Genomic DNA, 15851 nt, shown 5'->3' with positions numbered 1-15851 from the left:
GGCGGAAACGATGCACGCATCCGGAGCCAAGCGGCTCGCCTCCCTGCTGTCCGAACGCCAGGACGAGATCGTCGCGTCGTGGACCGAGACCGTTCGCGAGACGTTGCGGGGCCGCCTGACGAAGGCGGAACTGAGCCGTCAGACTGAAGAGTTGTACGCGGCGATCCTGTCCGCTTTGGAGTCCGGCGCCACTTCGATCGGTTCGCCGGGTACGGCGGGGCTGACGGCCAGTCTCGCGGAGCTGTCGCAGGCCCGAGCCCGCAGCGGCTTCTCGGTCACCGAGACGGCGGTCAGCATCTTCGCCGTCAAGGACGCGTTGCGCGCGACGACCGGTGACAGCGAGGAGGTGATCTCGAAGGCCGACTTCGCGGACTTCTCGGCCTTCGTCGACTCGCTCGGCCTGCACACCGCCGAGGCCTACGTGGCGGCCCGGGACGCCCTGATCACCGAGCAGTCGGAGCAGCTGCTGGAGCTGTCGACGCCGGTGGTCAAGCTGTGGGACGGCATTGTGGGGGTGCCGATCATCGGCACGCTGGACTCGGCCCGGTCGCAGGTCGTCATGGAGCGGTTGCTGCAGGCGCTGGTCGACACCAACTCGCCGTACGCGATCCTCGACATCACCGGGGTGCCCGCGGTCGACACCCAGGTCGCGCAGCATCTGCTCAAAACTGTCGTCGCGGCCCAGCTCATGGGGGCGCAGTGCGTCATCTCCGGAATCCGCCCCCAGATCGCGCAGACGATCGTGTCGCTGGGCATCGAGTTCGGTGACATCGTGACCAAGGCGACGCTGGCCGACGCCCTCCAGTATCTGATGCGCCAGAGCGGGACCGAGGTCTCCCGGCGGGCCGCCCGGTCGGTGCTCTGATGGATCGGGTTCCCGTCCTGGCCCTGGGCGACGTGCTGCTCGTGTCGATCCAGGTCGACCTCGAGGATCAGCTCGCCCTGCGGCTGCAGGACGACCTGTCCGAACGGATCGTCGCGACCGGCGCCCGAGGTGTGATCATCGACATCACGGCGCTCGACATCGTCGACTCGTTCGTCGGGCGCATGCTGGCCACCATCGCCGCGATCTCGCGGGTGCTGGACGCCGAGACCATCGTCGTCGGGATGCGGCCGGCGGTCGCCATCACGCTGGTCGAGCTGGGACTGCCGCTGCGGGGCATCCGGACGGCGCTCAACGTCGAACTCGGTCTGGCGATGCTGCGCGCCGCCCGTCAGGAGTCCACACTGGAGGAGCCCGGCGGCGAAGGCGCGCCGGCAGCCGAGCCGACGGCTTCGTGATGAGTCCGGCAACCGCAGTCGCGCCGCCCCGACGGCAGGACATCGTGGGCGACGACGACGTGGTGCGCATCCGGCAGCTGGTGCGATCGGTGGCCACCGGAACCCGGCTCACCCTGGTCGATCAGACCAAGCTGGTCACCGCCGCAAGTGAGCTGGCGCGCAACACCCTGGTGCACGGCGGCGGGGGATACGCCGAGGTGCAGCTGGTCACCAACGGACGCCGCAACGGCATCCGGCTGACCTTCGTCGACGAGGGACCCGGCATCGCCGACCTCGAGCTGGCCTTCACCGACGGCTACACGACCGGCGGCGGGCTCGGCCTGGGGCTGTCGGGCTCGCGGCGGCTGATGGACGACTTCGACGTTCGCACCGAGGTCGGCCAGGGCACGACAGTGACGACCGTGAAGTGGGAGCGGTGAAGATTCGCAGCACGGAGGATCGCGCCTGGCTGCCGGTGTACGACGTCGCGGCGGCCGGCACCGTACGGCGTACCGCGGTGGCGGTCGCGGCGGAGGCTGGGATGCCGGAGGCGCGCGTCGCCGACCTCGCGATCGTCGCGACCGAGCTGGCGACCAATCTGGCCAAGCACGCGAACGGGGGCCGGGTGGCGGTCCGGCTGGCCCGCTGGGGCGAGGCGATCGGCGTCGAGCTCGTCGCACTCGACGACGGGCCGGGGATGGGGGACGTGGCCGCCTCGATCAAGGACGGCTATTCCACCGCCGGTTCGCTCGGCATCGGGCTCGGGGCCGTCGTGCGGCTGGCGACGGAGTTCGGCGTTTATTCGCAGGCCGATCCCGGTGGCACGACCCTGGTCGCCTCGGTGTGGACCACGCCACCGGAGCCGGCTCGGACGGCCGGACTGCGGCGAGCGATCACCGGCGAGTCGGTGTGCGGCGACGCGTACGCGGCTCGCGAAGTCGATGGACGGTTGCAGATCATGCTCTGTGACGGGCTCGGCCACGGACCCTTGGCCGGCCGGGCGGCGGACGCGGCCGTCGCCGCCTTCCTGGACGCTCCCGTCGCGAGCCCGCGCCATACGGTGGCGTACATGAACGATCGTCTCGGCCACACGAGGGGTGTTGTGGCGGCGGTGGCCGAGTTGGACGGTGACGCGGGCGTGGTGCGGTTCGCGGGGGTGGGGAACGTGACCGCCGTGGTGGCGGACGGCGTCGGTGGCCGTCGTGGGATGGTGAGTCTGCCGGGCATTCTCGGGCACCGGCCCCCGGCGCCCCGTGAGTTCGAGTACGCCTTGAGTCCCTCGGCCGCGGTCATCCTGCATTCCGACGGCCTGTCCGATCGCTGGCACCTGGCCGACTTTCCGGGGCTGTGGTCGCATCCGCCGGTGGTGCAGGCCGGGACGCTGCTGCGCGCCGCCGGTCGCCGGCGAGACGACGCCTCGATCGTGGTGGCGACGGCGTCATGACCGTCTACCAGGTGCATCGGACGCAGGTGTCGTCGGAGCAGGACGTGTTCCAGGCTCGGCGGCAGGCTCGCCACTTGGCCGACGCGGTGGGCCTGGAGAACCAGGATCAGATCCGGATCGCGGCCGCCGTCTCGGAGGTCGGGCGGCGGCTGCTCGCGTTCGGCCGGGTGTCGGTCGCCTTCGAGGTGGATCTGCCCGATGACGCGTCGCCGGTGAGACAGCACGCCCTGCTGCGGTTTCAGGCCGAGGTCGAGGCGGAGACGGACGACGAGTTCGCCGCGGGCGTGGCGCTGACCCGCAATCTCATGGACACCTGGGAGATCACCCGGTCGCCGGCGCGGACGGAGGTCACGATGTCGCGGCGCATTCCGCAACCGGCCGGGCTCACCGAGGCGGACCTGTCCGCCATCCAGGCGGACATCGCCGGGACGGCGGCCGGCACGCCCCTGCAGGAACTCGCCGAGCACAACCGGCAGTTGCTGGCCACTCTCGGTGAGGTGCAGGCACACCGGGACGAGTTGCTGCGGCTCAACGAGGAGCTGGCCGACACCAACCGCGGTGTCATGGCGCTCTACTCGGAGTTGTCGGAGGAGCTGGAGGCCACCAACCGGGGTGTCGTCGCCCTGTACGCCGAGCTGGATCAGCGTACGTCGGAGCTGCGGGCGGCGAGTGAGGCGAAGACGCGCTTCCTGGCCAACGTGACGCATGAGCTGCGATCGCCGGTCACCTCGATCACCGGTCTGGCCCGGCTGCTGCGCGACCCCGCGTCCGATCCGCTGACCGAGAATCAGGCCCATCAGCTGGCGTTGCTGGAGGACTCGGGGCGTAACCTGCTGACCCTCGTCAACGAACTGCTCGACCTGGCCAAGGCCGAATCCGGGCGGCTTCAGCCGAGTCCCGAGGACGTCGACCTCAAGCCGATCTTCGACACGCTCCGGGGCACGTTGCGCGCGGTTCCGACGGCGGAGGGGACCGACCTGGTCGTGCAGGAGCCAACCGGGGTGCCGGCTCTGCGTACCGATCCGATCATGTTGGCCCAGGTGCTGCGCAATCTGCTGACCAACGCGCTGAAGTTCACGCCCAGCGGCGAGGTCCGGTTGTCGGCCGCGTACGAGAACGACGTGGTCTCGCTGACCGTCGAGGACACCGGCATCGGCATCCCGCCCGAGGAGCAGGGCCGCGTCTTCGAGGAGTTCTACCAGGTACGCCATGCGTTGCAGGCCAAGCTGACCGGCACCGGACTCGGACTCCCGTACGCCCGCCGCCTGGTCGAGGTGCTCGGCGGCACGCTCGACCTCGAGAGCGAGATCGGCCGGGGAAGCAGGTTCACGGTGCGGCTGCCGGTCGGTGCGCTGACCGGGGAGACCGGTGAGCCGGCGCAGACGCTGGTTCTGCTGGTCGACGACGACGAGGCGTTCCGGACGGCGGCCGGGCACGTGCTGCGCAGCTGCGGGTTCGCGGTACGCGAGGCGGCCGACGGGCGCACCGCGCTGGCGTCCATCGCGGCCCATCCGCCGGACCTGCTGCTGCTCGACCTCCGGCTGGCCGAGTTGGACGGCTTTGCTGTACTGAGTGCGTTGGACGCCGACGACGTCCTGCGGCGGATCCCCGTCGTGGTCGTCACGGCGTACCCCCACGACGTGACGGAGCAGTCGCGGTTGCGGCATACCACCGCGGTCCTGGACAAGACGGCGACGACGCTCGACGACCTGTGCGGGGTGGCGCGGCTGGCGGCGGCGCCGCGTTCGGCCGGTCACCGCGGGCCGATCGGCGACCGGAGGACGGAAGGGAATGGTGGTTCGTGACGCTTCCCGGCCGGACGGTGCTCGTCGTGGACGACACCCCGTCCAAGCGGTATCTCATCGCGAGTTATCTGCGCCGTGGCGGTTTCATCGTGATCGAGGCGCAGACGGGGGCGCAAGCCCTCGACCGGTTCGCCGAAGGCGGCATCGATCTCGTCGTCCTCGACGTACGCCTGCCCGACATGAGCGGCTTCGAGGTCTGCGAACAGCTGAAGGCCCATCCGACGCTGGGGACCATCCCAGTCGTGCACGTGTCCGCCGCGGCGACCGAGTCGATCGACCGTACGCAGGGGCTGGAGCGGGGCGCGGACGCGTACCTCGTCGAGCCGATCGATCCCGACGAGCTGATCGCCACCGTCACCTCGATCCTGCGGTACTACCAGGCGCGTGTGGAGGCGGAACTGCTCGCCGCCCGGCTGGCCGGGCTGGTCCGCGTCACGGGTGCGATGAGTTCGGCGACCGATCGGCGATCGCTGCTCGACGAAGCCGTCCGCGGCGGCAGCGAGATCTTCGGCTCGCCGATCGTGGTCATCGCCGACGACACCGACGGCACGCGCCTGCTCGGCTGCTCCGACGGGCCGGGGACGACGGTGCTCATCGCTCCCGCCACCGTCGACCGGGACGGCGAACTGGTCGGCGCGCGGTTCCGGGACGAGCCGGCGGCCAACTGGCCGCAGGCCGCCTTCCGCGACGACGACCTCGTGCGCGTCGTCAGCGTGCGTACGCGGCTCGATCGGCCCGCCATCTACGTCGCCGTCCGCACCGCGACCACAATGGACGGCGCGCCGGTGCTCCTGCTGTTCGGCCAGGCGTTGCAGTCCGCGCTGGACACCTTGAGTCAATTCGACGCCGAGCACGACCTGGCGCTGACGCTGCAACGGAGTCTGCTGCCGCGCCGCCTGGCCGCCGTGGCGGGGTTCGACTTCGCCGTCCGGTATGTGCCGGCGAGTGATCACGCCGAGATCGGCGGTGACTTCTACGAGGTCGTGCACCTGGACGGCCAGGTGTTCGTCGCGGTCGGCGACGTCGGCGGCCATTCGCTGCACGCCGCGACGGTCATGGCCGAGGTGCGTCACTCCATGCGGGCCTATCTGGCCGAAGGCCATGGTCCGGCCGAGACGCTGGACCGGCTCAACGGGCTGATGACCAAGCTCATTCCCGGCGAGATCGCGACCCTGTGCCTGTTGTCGGTGGACTGCGAGACCGGGCTCGTCCGGTTGGCGAACGCGGGTCACCCACCGCCGATCTGGTGCGCGCCCTCGGGCGTACGCCTCCTGCCCGATCACGGTCCGTTGCTGGGCATCGTGCTGCAACCGGCGCGGCAGATCGAGTTCACCCTGGGCGAGGGCGAGACGCTGGTGCTGTACACCGACGGCCTGATCGAGCGGCGTTCGCACGTCATCGACGACGGCATCGGCCGGCTCGCGCAGGCCTCCCGGCACGTCGAAGCCGACCTCGAGCTGTACGCGAGCCGTCTGCTGGCCGAAGTGGGGCCGGCCGAGCCGGACGACGACATCGCCTTGGTCGCCATCCGGCGGCGGTTCAGTGCCACGAGTGCGGATCAGTCGACGGCGACCGTGGGCGCCCTGGGCACAGCTGAGCACATTCACAGCCGGGGCGAGTCACTGCTGGAGGTGACCCCGCCGGTCGACGCCTCGTCCTACACGGTGCACCCGTCGCGGCTGGCCGCTCTGCGGGCGGAGGTGGCCGCCCGCGGCCGGCAGGCGGGGCTGGCCCAGGTGGCGGTCGAAGACCTCGTGCTGGCGGTGAACGAACTGTTGACCAACGTCGTCCGGCATGGCGGCGGTGAGGGAAGACTGCGTTTGTGGGCCGACGGCAAATGGCTCTACTGCGAGGTCAGCGACCACGGCAGCGGCATGAGCGCGTCGCCCGCCTCGATCGGCACCGTGCGGCCGGAGGCGTCCAGTTCCACCGGCCGGGGGCTGTGGATGATCCGGCGGCTGGTCAACCGGTTCCGCATGCAGACCGGTCCCGGTGGGACGACGGTGACCCTCGCGATGCCGACACCGTCGCCCTGGCCGGTCACGGCAGCCCAGCTCACGGAGTAGCCGCGCCGCCCGGCTGGCCCGATCACGGTTGGCGCTGGATCAGGGATGTGGGTCGAATCAAGGCCCAAGATTCGACCCGCATCCCTGATCTGCCGCCTACTTGCGCGTGCTCGAAGGGTGATCGGTGTCACGTGGGTCTGGTGGCGGTGCGGCCTGACAGTTCGGCGCGGTGGGTCGTCGGTACCGGCGACGAACCACGAGCCGAGGGAGCACCACCATGAACATGCAGGCCATCGCCGACCGCGTCGAGATCGAGGCGCTGCGGGCCGAGTTCACCGACGCCGCGATGATGCGCGACCGGCCGCGCCTGGCGGGGTTGTTCACGCCGGACGGCGTACTGAGCATGCCGAACGTGCCGGTCGAGTTCACCGGCCGCGACGAGATCCTGGCCGGCGGCGAGCGGTTGCAGGCCCAGTGGGACTTCTTCGTGCAGAACAGCCATCCGGGCGGCGTCCAGTTCGACGGCACGGGGGACACCGCCACCGGCCGGACCTACATCCACGAGGTCGTGCGTACGCTCGACGGCCGCCACGAGGGCGTCAACTTCGCCGTCTACCACGACCGTTATCAGCGCACGCCGGACGGCTGGCGGTTCGCCGAGCGCGTCTACGAGGTCCGCTATCTCGACACGACGCCGTTGGCCGGCGGGGCACCGGGCACCGTCGGTGAACCCCCGTTCGCGGACGAGGCGACGCCGGCGGTACTGGAACGGACTGCGGCTGCGCTGACGAAGAACGGATTCACCGCGGAGATCCTCGACGACGTCGCGGCCGCGCGTACGCGAGTGGCGGAGCTGATCCCCGCGGGGGCCAGTGTGTTCACCAGCGCCAGCGAGACGACGCGACTGTCCGGCATCGCCGAGGACATCAACGGCGGCGACCGGTACGACGCGATCAAGCCTCGGCTGTACACGATCGACCGGGCCACCGGAGCCGACGAGATCCGGCGGCTGATGGCCTCGCCCGACGTCGTGGTCGGCAGCGTCGCGGCGGTGACCGAGACGGGTTCGCTCGTCGTAGCTTCCGCCACTGGAAGCCAGATCCCGGCGTACGCGGGCGGCGCGGCGAAGGCCATCTGGATCGTCGGGGCGCAGAAGGTGGTGCCCGATCTGAGCACCGCGCTGCGCCGGGTGGAGGAGCACACGCTGCCGCTGGAGGACGCGCGGGCGCGGGAGGTCTACGGGCAGCCCAGCGCGGTCAACCGGTTGCTGGTCCTCAACGCGGAGACTCAGCCCGGTCGCGGCACCGTGCTGCTGCTCCGGGAGGCAGTCGGCTTCTGAGCAGGTCACCCGGCGGCCCGGTTGACAGCACTCCCAGAGCGGGGCATGATGCAAATTCGTCAATGTTTGACGTGATTGTTCGCGTCAAGCCCCGCTCGTTCCGGGTGCGCAGCGGATCCCTCACTCCACGGAAGGACACCGCCCAATGCCCGGAAGCCATCTCGTGCGCCGCCGTGCGCTCATCGCCGCGTACGCCCTGATCCTGCTGGTCTTCGGCCTGCCGATGTCGGCCACCGCGCGTACCGCGCCGGAGAAGACCTGTGGCGCGGGCCTGCAGGCCGTCGTCACGACCCGGCACGTCGTGTGCACGCACGGCCCTGACGCGACGCCGCCCGGCCTCGACATCCACCGCCGGGTGGCGCCGCTGCCCGCCTCCCTCACCGCCTCGGCCCTGCCGGTCTGCGAGGGTGACGGCGTCAGCGGCAAACGCGTCGAGGTCCTCTACATCCACGGTTCCACCAGCCGCTACGCGCAATATCTGGAAACCTTCCGGACGCTGGCCGAAGGCGTGGACACCATCTACAACGCGAGCGCGGCCGAGACCGGCGGGGAACGCCACGTCCGCTACGTGACGGAGACCGTCAACGGGCAGTGCCGTCCGGTCGTCCGCGATGTGCAGATCGCCGATTCGGCGCTCAACGCCAACGACTGGGCGCCGCTGCTCAACGCCGTACAGGCGGCCGGCTACACGCGTACCGACCGCAAGTATCTGCAGTTCGTCGACGCGACCGTCTACTGCGGCATCGGCGGCTTCGCCGGGGACACCACCAAGAGCGACAGCAACCGGTCCAACGTCGGACCCGAGTACGCCCGAGCCGACAGCGGCTGCTGGAACGCCGGGGTCGCCGCCCACGAACTGGGCCACACCCTCGGCGCGGTGAACAACAACGCGCCGAACGCGTCGGGCAACGCGCACTGCGTCGACGAGTGGGACGTCATGTGCTACAAGGACGCCGACAACGTCACGCTGGTCTACCGCTGCACCGACCAGGCGCACGACCAGCGGCTCGACTGCAACCACGACGACTACTACAACACCAACCCGCCCGCGGGCAGCTACCTGGCGAACAACTACAACGTCGCCGACAACCTGTTCCTGATCAAGGGCGGCGGTGGCACCACGCCGCCGCCGTCGACCACCTTCAAGCTGACGAACGGGGCCTCCGGCACCTGCCTCGACGACCCCAACAGCAGCACGACGAACGGCGTACAGCTGATCCTGTGGACCTGCAACGGCGGCGCCAACCAGACCGTCACCCAGAGCGGGGCGGCGCTGCAGATCCTCGGCAAGTGCATCGACGCGTACGGCGCGGGGACGGCCAACGGCACCAAGGTCATCCTGTGGACGTGCAACAACGCCACGAACCAGCAGTGGACGCTGCGCTCGGACGGCTCGATCGCCGGTGTGCAGTCCGGTCGTTGCATCTCGCCGCTGAACGGGGCGACCGCGAACAACACCCAGCTCGTCCTGTTCGACTGCAACGGCCAGGCGTACCAGCGCTGGACCCGTAGCTGATCGGACGCCCGGCCCGCCCGCCGCGCGTGGGCGGGCCGGGCGCGTCAGGCTTGGCCGGTGGCGATCTCGCCGATCTTGCCGTCGACGATCGTGAACCGCCACCGCGTACGCATCTCGCCCCAGGTGTCGTTGCGATATCGGGCGATCAGCGACAGTCCGTCGGCGTCCTGTTCGGCGACGTCGAGGTGCCCGTTGACGGTGAAGATCTCGCGGTCGATCCATTCCTCGAGATCCTGCTGGGTGCCGTCGTCGGACAGGGTGGCGTCCGGCGTCAGCGCCGACAGGAACCGGGGCCGATCGCCGACGTTGATCGCCTCGACCAGTTCCCGGACGGCGGGATGAACGGGTGCCTCGCTCATGGGGCCAGCGTAGGCAGGTGGCGGGGCTGACGCGTGCTTTTGCGGCGGCGTACGCAAGATCACTGCGTCAGCCATGCTGTAAGAACGGGCATTTCGCCGCGTGAAACAGCGTGGCTGACGCGATGATCACGTTCCGGACGTGGCGTCCCGCTGGCGGGCGCGCAGGGCGCGGACGACCCCGTCGCGGCCGTCCATGACGACCCGGCGCAGTGCGGCAGGCCGATCCGGGTCGGCCAGCCAGGCGTCGGAGGCGTCGATCGTGGCCTGGGAAATCTGCAGGCCGGGATAGGTCGTCCGGGCGAACCAGAGGCCCATCTGGGCGTCGAAGCCCGCGTACGCGTCCTGCACCTCGGCGAAGTAGCGGGCGGCGTAGGGCGCGGTCAGCTCCTCCTGGCCGGTGTGCTGGAAGCCGCCGCCGAGGCTCATGACCTCCCAGTTCGCCCGCCCGGTCTCGGTCAGCCGGCGCCAGGTGTCCGCCTTCGCCTCCGCGGTGGGCAGCAGCGCTCCCGACTTCGCCGCGCGTTGGCGGCCGCCGGCCGTGGCGTCGCGCTCCAGCTCCGCGGCGATTTCGCCCGAGTCGATCGCGCCGAGGGCCGCGAGCGCCTCGACCAGGTGCCAGCGCAGGTCGACGCCTAGCTCCAACCCGTCCGGTACGCCCAATCCGCGCAGCCAGCCGAAGAGCACGTCGAGGTCGGCGGGCGTGCGGGCCGAGTCGGCGTACGTGCGGGCCCAGACCTGCTGGAGGTCGCTGCCCGGCGCCGTCTGGGCCAGCGCGCTCCGGGTCGCGTCGTGGAGGGTGGCCCAGCCGGTCGGCGCCCAGCCCGGATCGGTGAACCGTGCCAGCGCCCGCTGCGCCTTGGTGAGCACGGCGGAGGCGAGGTTGGCGTCGGACTCGGCGGGCAGGTTCGCGGCGACCTGGGCGACGTACGCACGGGCGGGCAGTTCGGCGTCGCAGACCATGTCCCACGCCGCCGACCAGGCCAGGGCGCGTTGCATCGGGTGCGGGAACGCCGACAGGTGCTCCAGCAGCGTACGCGTCGACCGGTCGTCGAGGCGTACCTTGGCGTAGGCGAGGTCGTCGTCGTTGAGCAGCAGCACGTCCGGCTGCCGGTGGCCGCGCAGCTCGGCGACGTCGGTCCGGTCGCCGGTGACGTCGGCCTCCAGCCGGGCCCGGCGGACGAGCCGGCCGTCCACCAGGTCATAGAGGCCGATCGCGATCCGGTGGTCGCGTAGGGTCGGGTGGCTCTCCGGCGCCTCTTGCGCGATGACGACCGAGCGATAGACGCCGTCGGCGTCGACCTCGATCTCCGGGCGCAACGTGTTGACCTCCGCCGTACGCAGCCAGCGGCGCGCGTACTCGCCGAGGTCCCGGCCGCTGGCCTGTTCGAGCGCCCGCAACAGGTCGGCGAAGGTGGCGTTGCCCCAGGCGTGCTCGGTGAGGTGGGACCGGACGGCCCGCAGGAACGTCTCCTCACCCACGTACGCCACGAGCTGCTTGAGGACGCTGGCGCCCTTGGAGTAGGTGATCGCGTCGAAGTTGCTCTCGGTGGCCAGCGTGTCCGGCACCTCGGTGTAGATGGGGTGCGTGGAGGAGAGCTGATCCTGCCGGTACGCCTCGGCCTTGGCGGTGGCGAGGAAGGTGGCCCAGGCGCCGGTGTGCCGGGTGACGCTCGTGGTGGCCCAGTAGCCGGCCCAGTCGGCGAACGACTCGTTCAGCCACAGGTCGTCCCACCAGCGCAGGGTGACCAGGTCGCCGAACCACATGTGCGCCATCTCGTGCATGATGACCATCGCGCGCCACTCGTACTCGACGTCGGTGGCCTTCGACCGGAACAGGCAGAGTTCCTCGGAGAACGTGATGCAGCCGAAGTTCTCCATCGCGCCCATGTTGTACTCGGGCAGCAGGATCTGGTCGTACTTCGGCAGGGGATAGCGGACGCCGAAGGCCGACTGGAAGTGGTCCAGGCCCTTCTTCGTGACGTCGAGGAACTCCTCCGGGTCCAGGTGCTCCGCGACCGACGCCCGGCAGTAGAGGCCCAGATCGATGCCGTCGTGCTCGTCGCGTACCTCGTGGAACGGGCCGGCGCAGACCGCGGCGACATAGCTGCTCATCTTCGGGGAACGCTGGAAATGCACGACTTTGGCGCCGTTGTCCAACGGCGTGACCTGGTCGATCGGCATCGTCGAGGTCACCAGCCAGTGGCCGGGGACGGTGACGTGCCAGGTGAACTCGGCCTTCAGGTCGGGCTGGTCGAAGCAGGCGAATGCGCGCTGGCCCTCGGCCGGGCAGAACGAGGAGTAGACGTAGACCTCGCCGTCGACCGGGTCGACCGCCCGGTGCAGGCCCTGCCCGCTCGTCGAGTACGCGAACTCCGCCTCCACGACCAGGAAGTTCCCGCCGAACTCGGTTTCGAGGGGGTAGCCCTTCACGGAGTCGAACTCCAGTGGCTGCGGCTGCCCGTTCAAGGCGACCTCGATCAGCCGCTCGGCGGCCAGGTCGATGACCGCCTCGGTGCCCCGGCAGTGGAAGGTGACCTCGGTCCGGGACCGGAACGTCCCCTCGCCGGGACCACCGGCGCCGTCGGTCAGATCCAGCTGGATGTCGTAGTGCGCCACCTCGAGCCCGGCGGCCCGCTCGACGGCCTCCGTCTGCGTGATGTTGCGAATCGCGGCCACGTCGCCTCCCCGTCCTGGTTCCCGCCAACCTAGTTGATCGGCCGCACTCGCGGGAAGCCCCGCGCCTCGGCGAGGCGCGGGGCATGCGGCGGATGCTCAGGACGTGAAGGCCTTCACCTCCAGCAGCCCGAGCGAAGACGTACCGGTCGCGGTCAGCACGACCCGCAACCGGGTGGTCGAGACGCCGGTGAAGGTGACCGTGTTGTACGCGTTCTTGGTGAGCGTGTACGCGCTCGCCCCCGGCACGTCGGCGTACGCGGAACCGTTCCAGTACTGCAGCTTCCACGCAGACGGCATGTCGATGCCCTGGTCGTCGTCGAAGAAGTAGACCTGCGCCCGGCTGACCGACTGGGCGGCCGACCACTGCAGTTCGGCCCACTGCGTACCGGTCTCCGGCCAGGTGCCCCAGCGGTTGCCCTGGTTCGTGCCGCCGTAGTTCGAGCTGGTGGGCTCATCGCCGTTGTTGACGGCCGCGCAGCTTTCCCAGGACGACGTGTAACTGCAGACGGGTCCTGCCGACAAGGCGAGGTTGGAATTCGGCGGCGGCTGCGTACCACCGCGGTTGAAGATCTTGACCTCGGTGAGGCCGGTCTTGGCGCCGGACGCGTTGGTCGCCAGTACGCGTACCCGCTGGGCACTGATGGCCGGGAAGGTCACCAGGTTGTAGTTGGCGCGGGGCGCGCCCGGCGACTTGGCCTGGCTGGGGACGCTGACCCAGGCGGACCCGGTGTAGTACTGGATGTCGTAGGACGACGGAGCGCGATAGGTCGACGAGGCGGGCCGGCTGTCTTTGAAATAGAGCCGGACCTCGTTGAGCGTTCGCGTGGTGCCGAAGTTGACCTCGTACCAGTCCTGGCTGTTCGGCGAGCCGCCCGCGCCCCAGTAGGGCTCGTTGATGGGGAAGCCGTCGACGGCGGCCGAGGTGCTGGTGCCGGAGCCGGTGTAGGAGGCGCTGACCGTCGCGCCGGTGGCGAGGTTGGTCAGGGCCGGGACGGTGGTGTCGACGCCGGCCTTGGCCAGCTCGTCGAGGACCCGCGCGTCGCTCTGGACGACCTGGTTGGGCGCCTGGAGCGACGAGTAGGACGTGTTGTAGCTGACGCTGCCGGAGGTGGTGACCGCGCCGGTCGCCGGGTCCCAGATGAACGGGACCAGCGAGTTCACGGTGGCGACCCGCGAGCCGTTGATGAAGATGGAGTAGCCCTCGGGTACGCCGGGGTACCGCACCACGCCGTCGGCCGGGTCGTCCCAGACGATGCTCAGGTCGGCGTTGCGGTAGCGGATGTTGTTGACGGTGAAGTGGCTCCAGCCGATGTTGATCGGCGACAGCTCCACCTTGGCGTCGTTACGCGGCCGCAGACCCGCGACGTCCTCGATCATCGTCCAGTTGGCGCTGCCGAGGATGTTGTGGTGGATCCAGGAGCGGTAGGTGATCGACGAGCCGTTCCAGTTGGCCCAGAACTCGTTGGCGTCCGGGTACGCCGTGTTCCCGTTGACGTATTGGGCGTACGCGTTCCAGTACAGGAGCTTCTTGTACCAGTCGGCGGTGATCCACGAGTTGGGGTAGTTGCGGAGGACCGAGCTGATCAGCCGGAACTGGACGGTCGAGTTGATGGTGGAGAAGTTGTTGCTGCCCGTCCCGGCGGCCGCCTTGTCGGCCTGGTTGGCCGTGTAGAACGGGAAGATGGGGTACTGCGCCGGGTCGTCGAACAGGCGCAGCGCCTGCTTGTAGGTGGTGGTGTTCGGGATCGCGTTGACCGCGAACGGATAGTAGATGTTGATCTCCTTCCAGGGGTTGAACGCCCCGTCGGAGACCATCCGGTTCTCGAACAAGTTGTGGCTGGGGTTCCACAACACGTTCACGATGGCGTTGCCGATGTCGGTGGCCAGCTGGCGCATCTCGGCCGCCTTGGCCGTGTTGCCCGCCGCCTCGTACGCCGCCGCCGCGGCGAGCGCGCCGCTGTACTGGTACGCCGACTCGCCCCGGTCCATCTTGCCGGACCGCCAGTCGAAGGAGACCGCGTCGGCGTCGTTGCCCGTCAGGGCGCCCCAGTCGTACTCGATGAGCTTGTTGTTGTTGGTGTCGTAGTAGGCGAGCTGGCCTTTGACGTCGCCTTCGGCGTACTTGGCGAGGTTGGCCGCGATCGCCGGCTGGCCGCCGTGGATCTGGTAGCTCTTCCAGGCCGCCTCGGCGATGTACTGGGTGTAACTGTTGGACCAGTTCTCCGGGTCGCCCGGGTTGTCGACGAACCGGCCGCCCTTGCTGACCTGCCCGGCCGACAACCAGTCGCCGTAGGCGTACAGGGGTGTGCGGAGGTATTTCAGGTCGTCGATGTGCATCGGCTGGGTGAGCACGATCGCGTTGTTGTAGCCCAGTGCACCCTCGACGGAGATCGGGAACTGGTAGGTCTGCCCGGGGATGTCCGCGTCGAGGTTGTTGAACCGCATGAGCCACCAGCGGTAGTAGTAGTTCTTCTTGAGCGCCGGCTCGGGCGAGTCGAAGTAGGGGATGTTGTCCGCCCACCACTTGTTGTACGCCCGGACGTGGGTGGCGAACGCGGTGGCGTTCGAGTACCCGGCGTAGGCGCTGTACTCGGCGGACGACTCCGGGATCTCGGTGGCGATGAACCCCATGACGACCTTCGCCGTGGCGGTGGCCCCGGCGCCGATCGTGATCGAGCGGTTCAACCCTCCACTAGAGACGGTGAACCCGTCGCCGGTCAGCCTCGTGGTCAGCGTCGTCAGGCTGTTCTTCACCCCGGTCGAACCGGTCAGCTCGCTGCCGCTGCCGCTGGTGGCGTACGGGGAGACCGCGCGCAGGGTCAGCGTGGTCGAGGACGATCCGGAGTTGGTGATCGACAGGTTCGTCACCGCGACGTTGTTGTTGGTGATGAACTTCTGCTGGGTGATCGTGATCGAGCCGCTGGTGAAGACGTTCTTCGAGTAGGAGGGCGCCTGCCAGCGCTGCGAGGGCTGCTCGGAGAACGTCCCCGGGCTCGCCGTGATCGTGTACGCGTTGTTGTCGCTGATGCTCTCCCAGTACGCGACGTGCCCGGCGAAGCCCATCGTGCCGGGGCTGTACGTCTTCATGAACAGGGCGCGGCCCCGGGTCATGAGGATGGCGCCGTCGGCGTCGGCCGGGTCGCTGCCGCCGCTGCGGGACAGCAGCCGGTCCATCCAGAAGTCGGTGCCGCCGCTCTCCGCGTTGTAGATCGCCTGCATCATGTTGCCGGTGGTGTAGCCGACCGGTGCGGCCGGAATCGCCGGTCCGGTGAAGGTCGGCAGGCCGATGGTCTGGGCGGCGTAGCCGGGCGTCGGCTGCGCGGTCAGCAATGCTGCGCCTAGCGTCGCTACCGTGAAAGCCGCGACGCGGCGCCGGAAGGTGGTGCCGGTGGAGCCCATGCGCGTCACCTCCTGATGACGTCGTGGTGGGGGTGCGGGGGTGGGGG

11 protein-coding genes are annotated in these 15851 nt (G+C 69.6%); 8 read left to right on the top strand and 3 right to left on the bottom strand.

Features of this window, described 5'->3' with window-relative positions; all coding sequences use genetic code 11:
- Nucleotides 1-10: 10 nt before the first annotated feature.
- From AB0H43_RS04855 to AB0H43_RS04820, 8 genes are all read left to right on the top strand, one after another.
- Nucleotides 11-865 carry an STAS domain-containing protein gene (locus AB0H43_RS04855; protein ID WP_359996579.1) on the top strand — a complete coding sequence of 285 codons (855 nt, stop codon included), beginning with the start codon at nt 11-13 and terminating at the stop codon, nt 863-865.
- Nucleotides 865-1281 carry an STAS domain-containing protein gene (locus tag AB0H43_RS04850; protein ID WP_359996576.1) on the top strand — a complete coding sequence of 139 codons (417 nt, stop codon included), beginning with the start codon at nt 865-867 and terminating at the stop codon, nt 1279-1281. Before AB0H43_RS04855 ends, AB0H43_RS04850 begins: the two co-directional genes overlap by 1 nt.
- Entirely contained in the window at nt 1281-1700 is a 420-nt protein-coding gene (locus AB0H43_RS04845) for an ATP-binding protein (protein WP_359996573.1), read from the top strand. Before AB0H43_RS04850 ends, AB0H43_RS04845 begins: the two co-directional genes overlap by 1 nt.
- Nucleotides 1697-2704, top strand: a complete 1008-nt coding sequence (locus AB0H43_RS04840) for an ATP-binding protein (protein ID WP_359996571.1) — start codon at nt 1697-1699, stop codon at nt 2702-2704. Before AB0H43_RS04845 ends, AB0H43_RS04840 begins: the two co-directional genes overlap by 4 nt.
- A complete protein-coding gene (locus AB0H43_RS04835) occupies nt 2701-4509 on the top strand; it encodes an ATP-binding protein (RefSeq protein WP_359996568.1) in 1809 nt (602 codons plus the stop codon). Before AB0H43_RS04840 ends, AB0H43_RS04835 begins: the two co-directional genes overlap by 4 nt.
- The gene (locus AB0H43_RS04830; RefSeq protein WP_359996565.1) at nt 4506-6575 is read left to right on the top strand and encodes a SpoIIE family protein phosphatase; all 2070 of its coding nucleotides are present in this window, start codon (nt 4506-4508) and stop codon (nt 6573-6575) included. Before AB0H43_RS04835 ends, AB0H43_RS04830 begins: the two co-directional genes overlap by 4 nt.
- Before the next feature lie 217 nt (nt 6576-6792).
- Entirely contained in the window at nt 6793-7854 is a 1062-nt protein-coding gene (locus AB0H43_RS04825; RefSeq protein WP_359996563.1) for a nuclear transport factor 2 family protein, read from the top strand.
- Between the two features lie 145 nt (nt 7855-7999).
- Nucleotides 8000-9370, top strand: a complete 1371-nt coding sequence (locus AB0H43_RS04820) for a ricin-type beta-trefoil lectin domain protein (protein ID WP_359996561.1) — start codon at nt 8000-8002, stop codon at nt 9368-9370.
- A gap of 44 nt (nt 9371-9414) precedes the next feature.
- Here AB0H43_RS04820 and AB0H43_RS04815 read toward each other — a convergent pair whose 3' ends face one another.
- The 3 genes from AB0H43_RS04815 to AB0H43_RS04805 form a co-directional block, all read right to left on the bottom strand.
- Complete coding sequence (locus AB0H43_RS04815; RefSeq protein WP_359996558.1) at nt 9415-9729, bottom strand: nuclear transport factor 2 family protein; 315 nt, start codon at nt 9727-9729, stop codon at nt 9415-9417.
- 126 nt (nt 9730-9855) lie between these two features.
- Nucleotides 9856-12405 carry an aminopeptidase N gene (gene pepN, locus AB0H43_RS04810; RefSeq protein ID WP_359996555.1) on the bottom strand — a complete coding sequence of 850 codons (2550 nt, stop codon included), beginning with the start codon at nt 12403-12405 and terminating at the stop codon, nt 9856-9858.
- Between the two features lie 96 nt (nt 12406-12501).
- The gene (locus AB0H43_RS04805) at nt 12502-15804 is read right to left on the bottom strand and encodes a discoidin domain-containing protein (protein ID WP_359996552.1); all 3303 of its coding nucleotides are present in this window, start codon (nt 15802-15804) and stop codon (nt 12502-12504) included.
- Nucleotides 15805-15851 lie beyond the last annotated feature (47 nt).

It is taken from the genome of Hamadaea sp. NPDC050747, assembly GCF_040654195.1.
GTDB lineage: Bacteria > Actinomycetota > Actinomycetes > Mycobacteriales > Micromonosporaceae > Hamadaea.
Note: the sequence above shows the minus strand (reverse complement) of the source record. Positions and strands in the feature narration are given on the sequence as shown.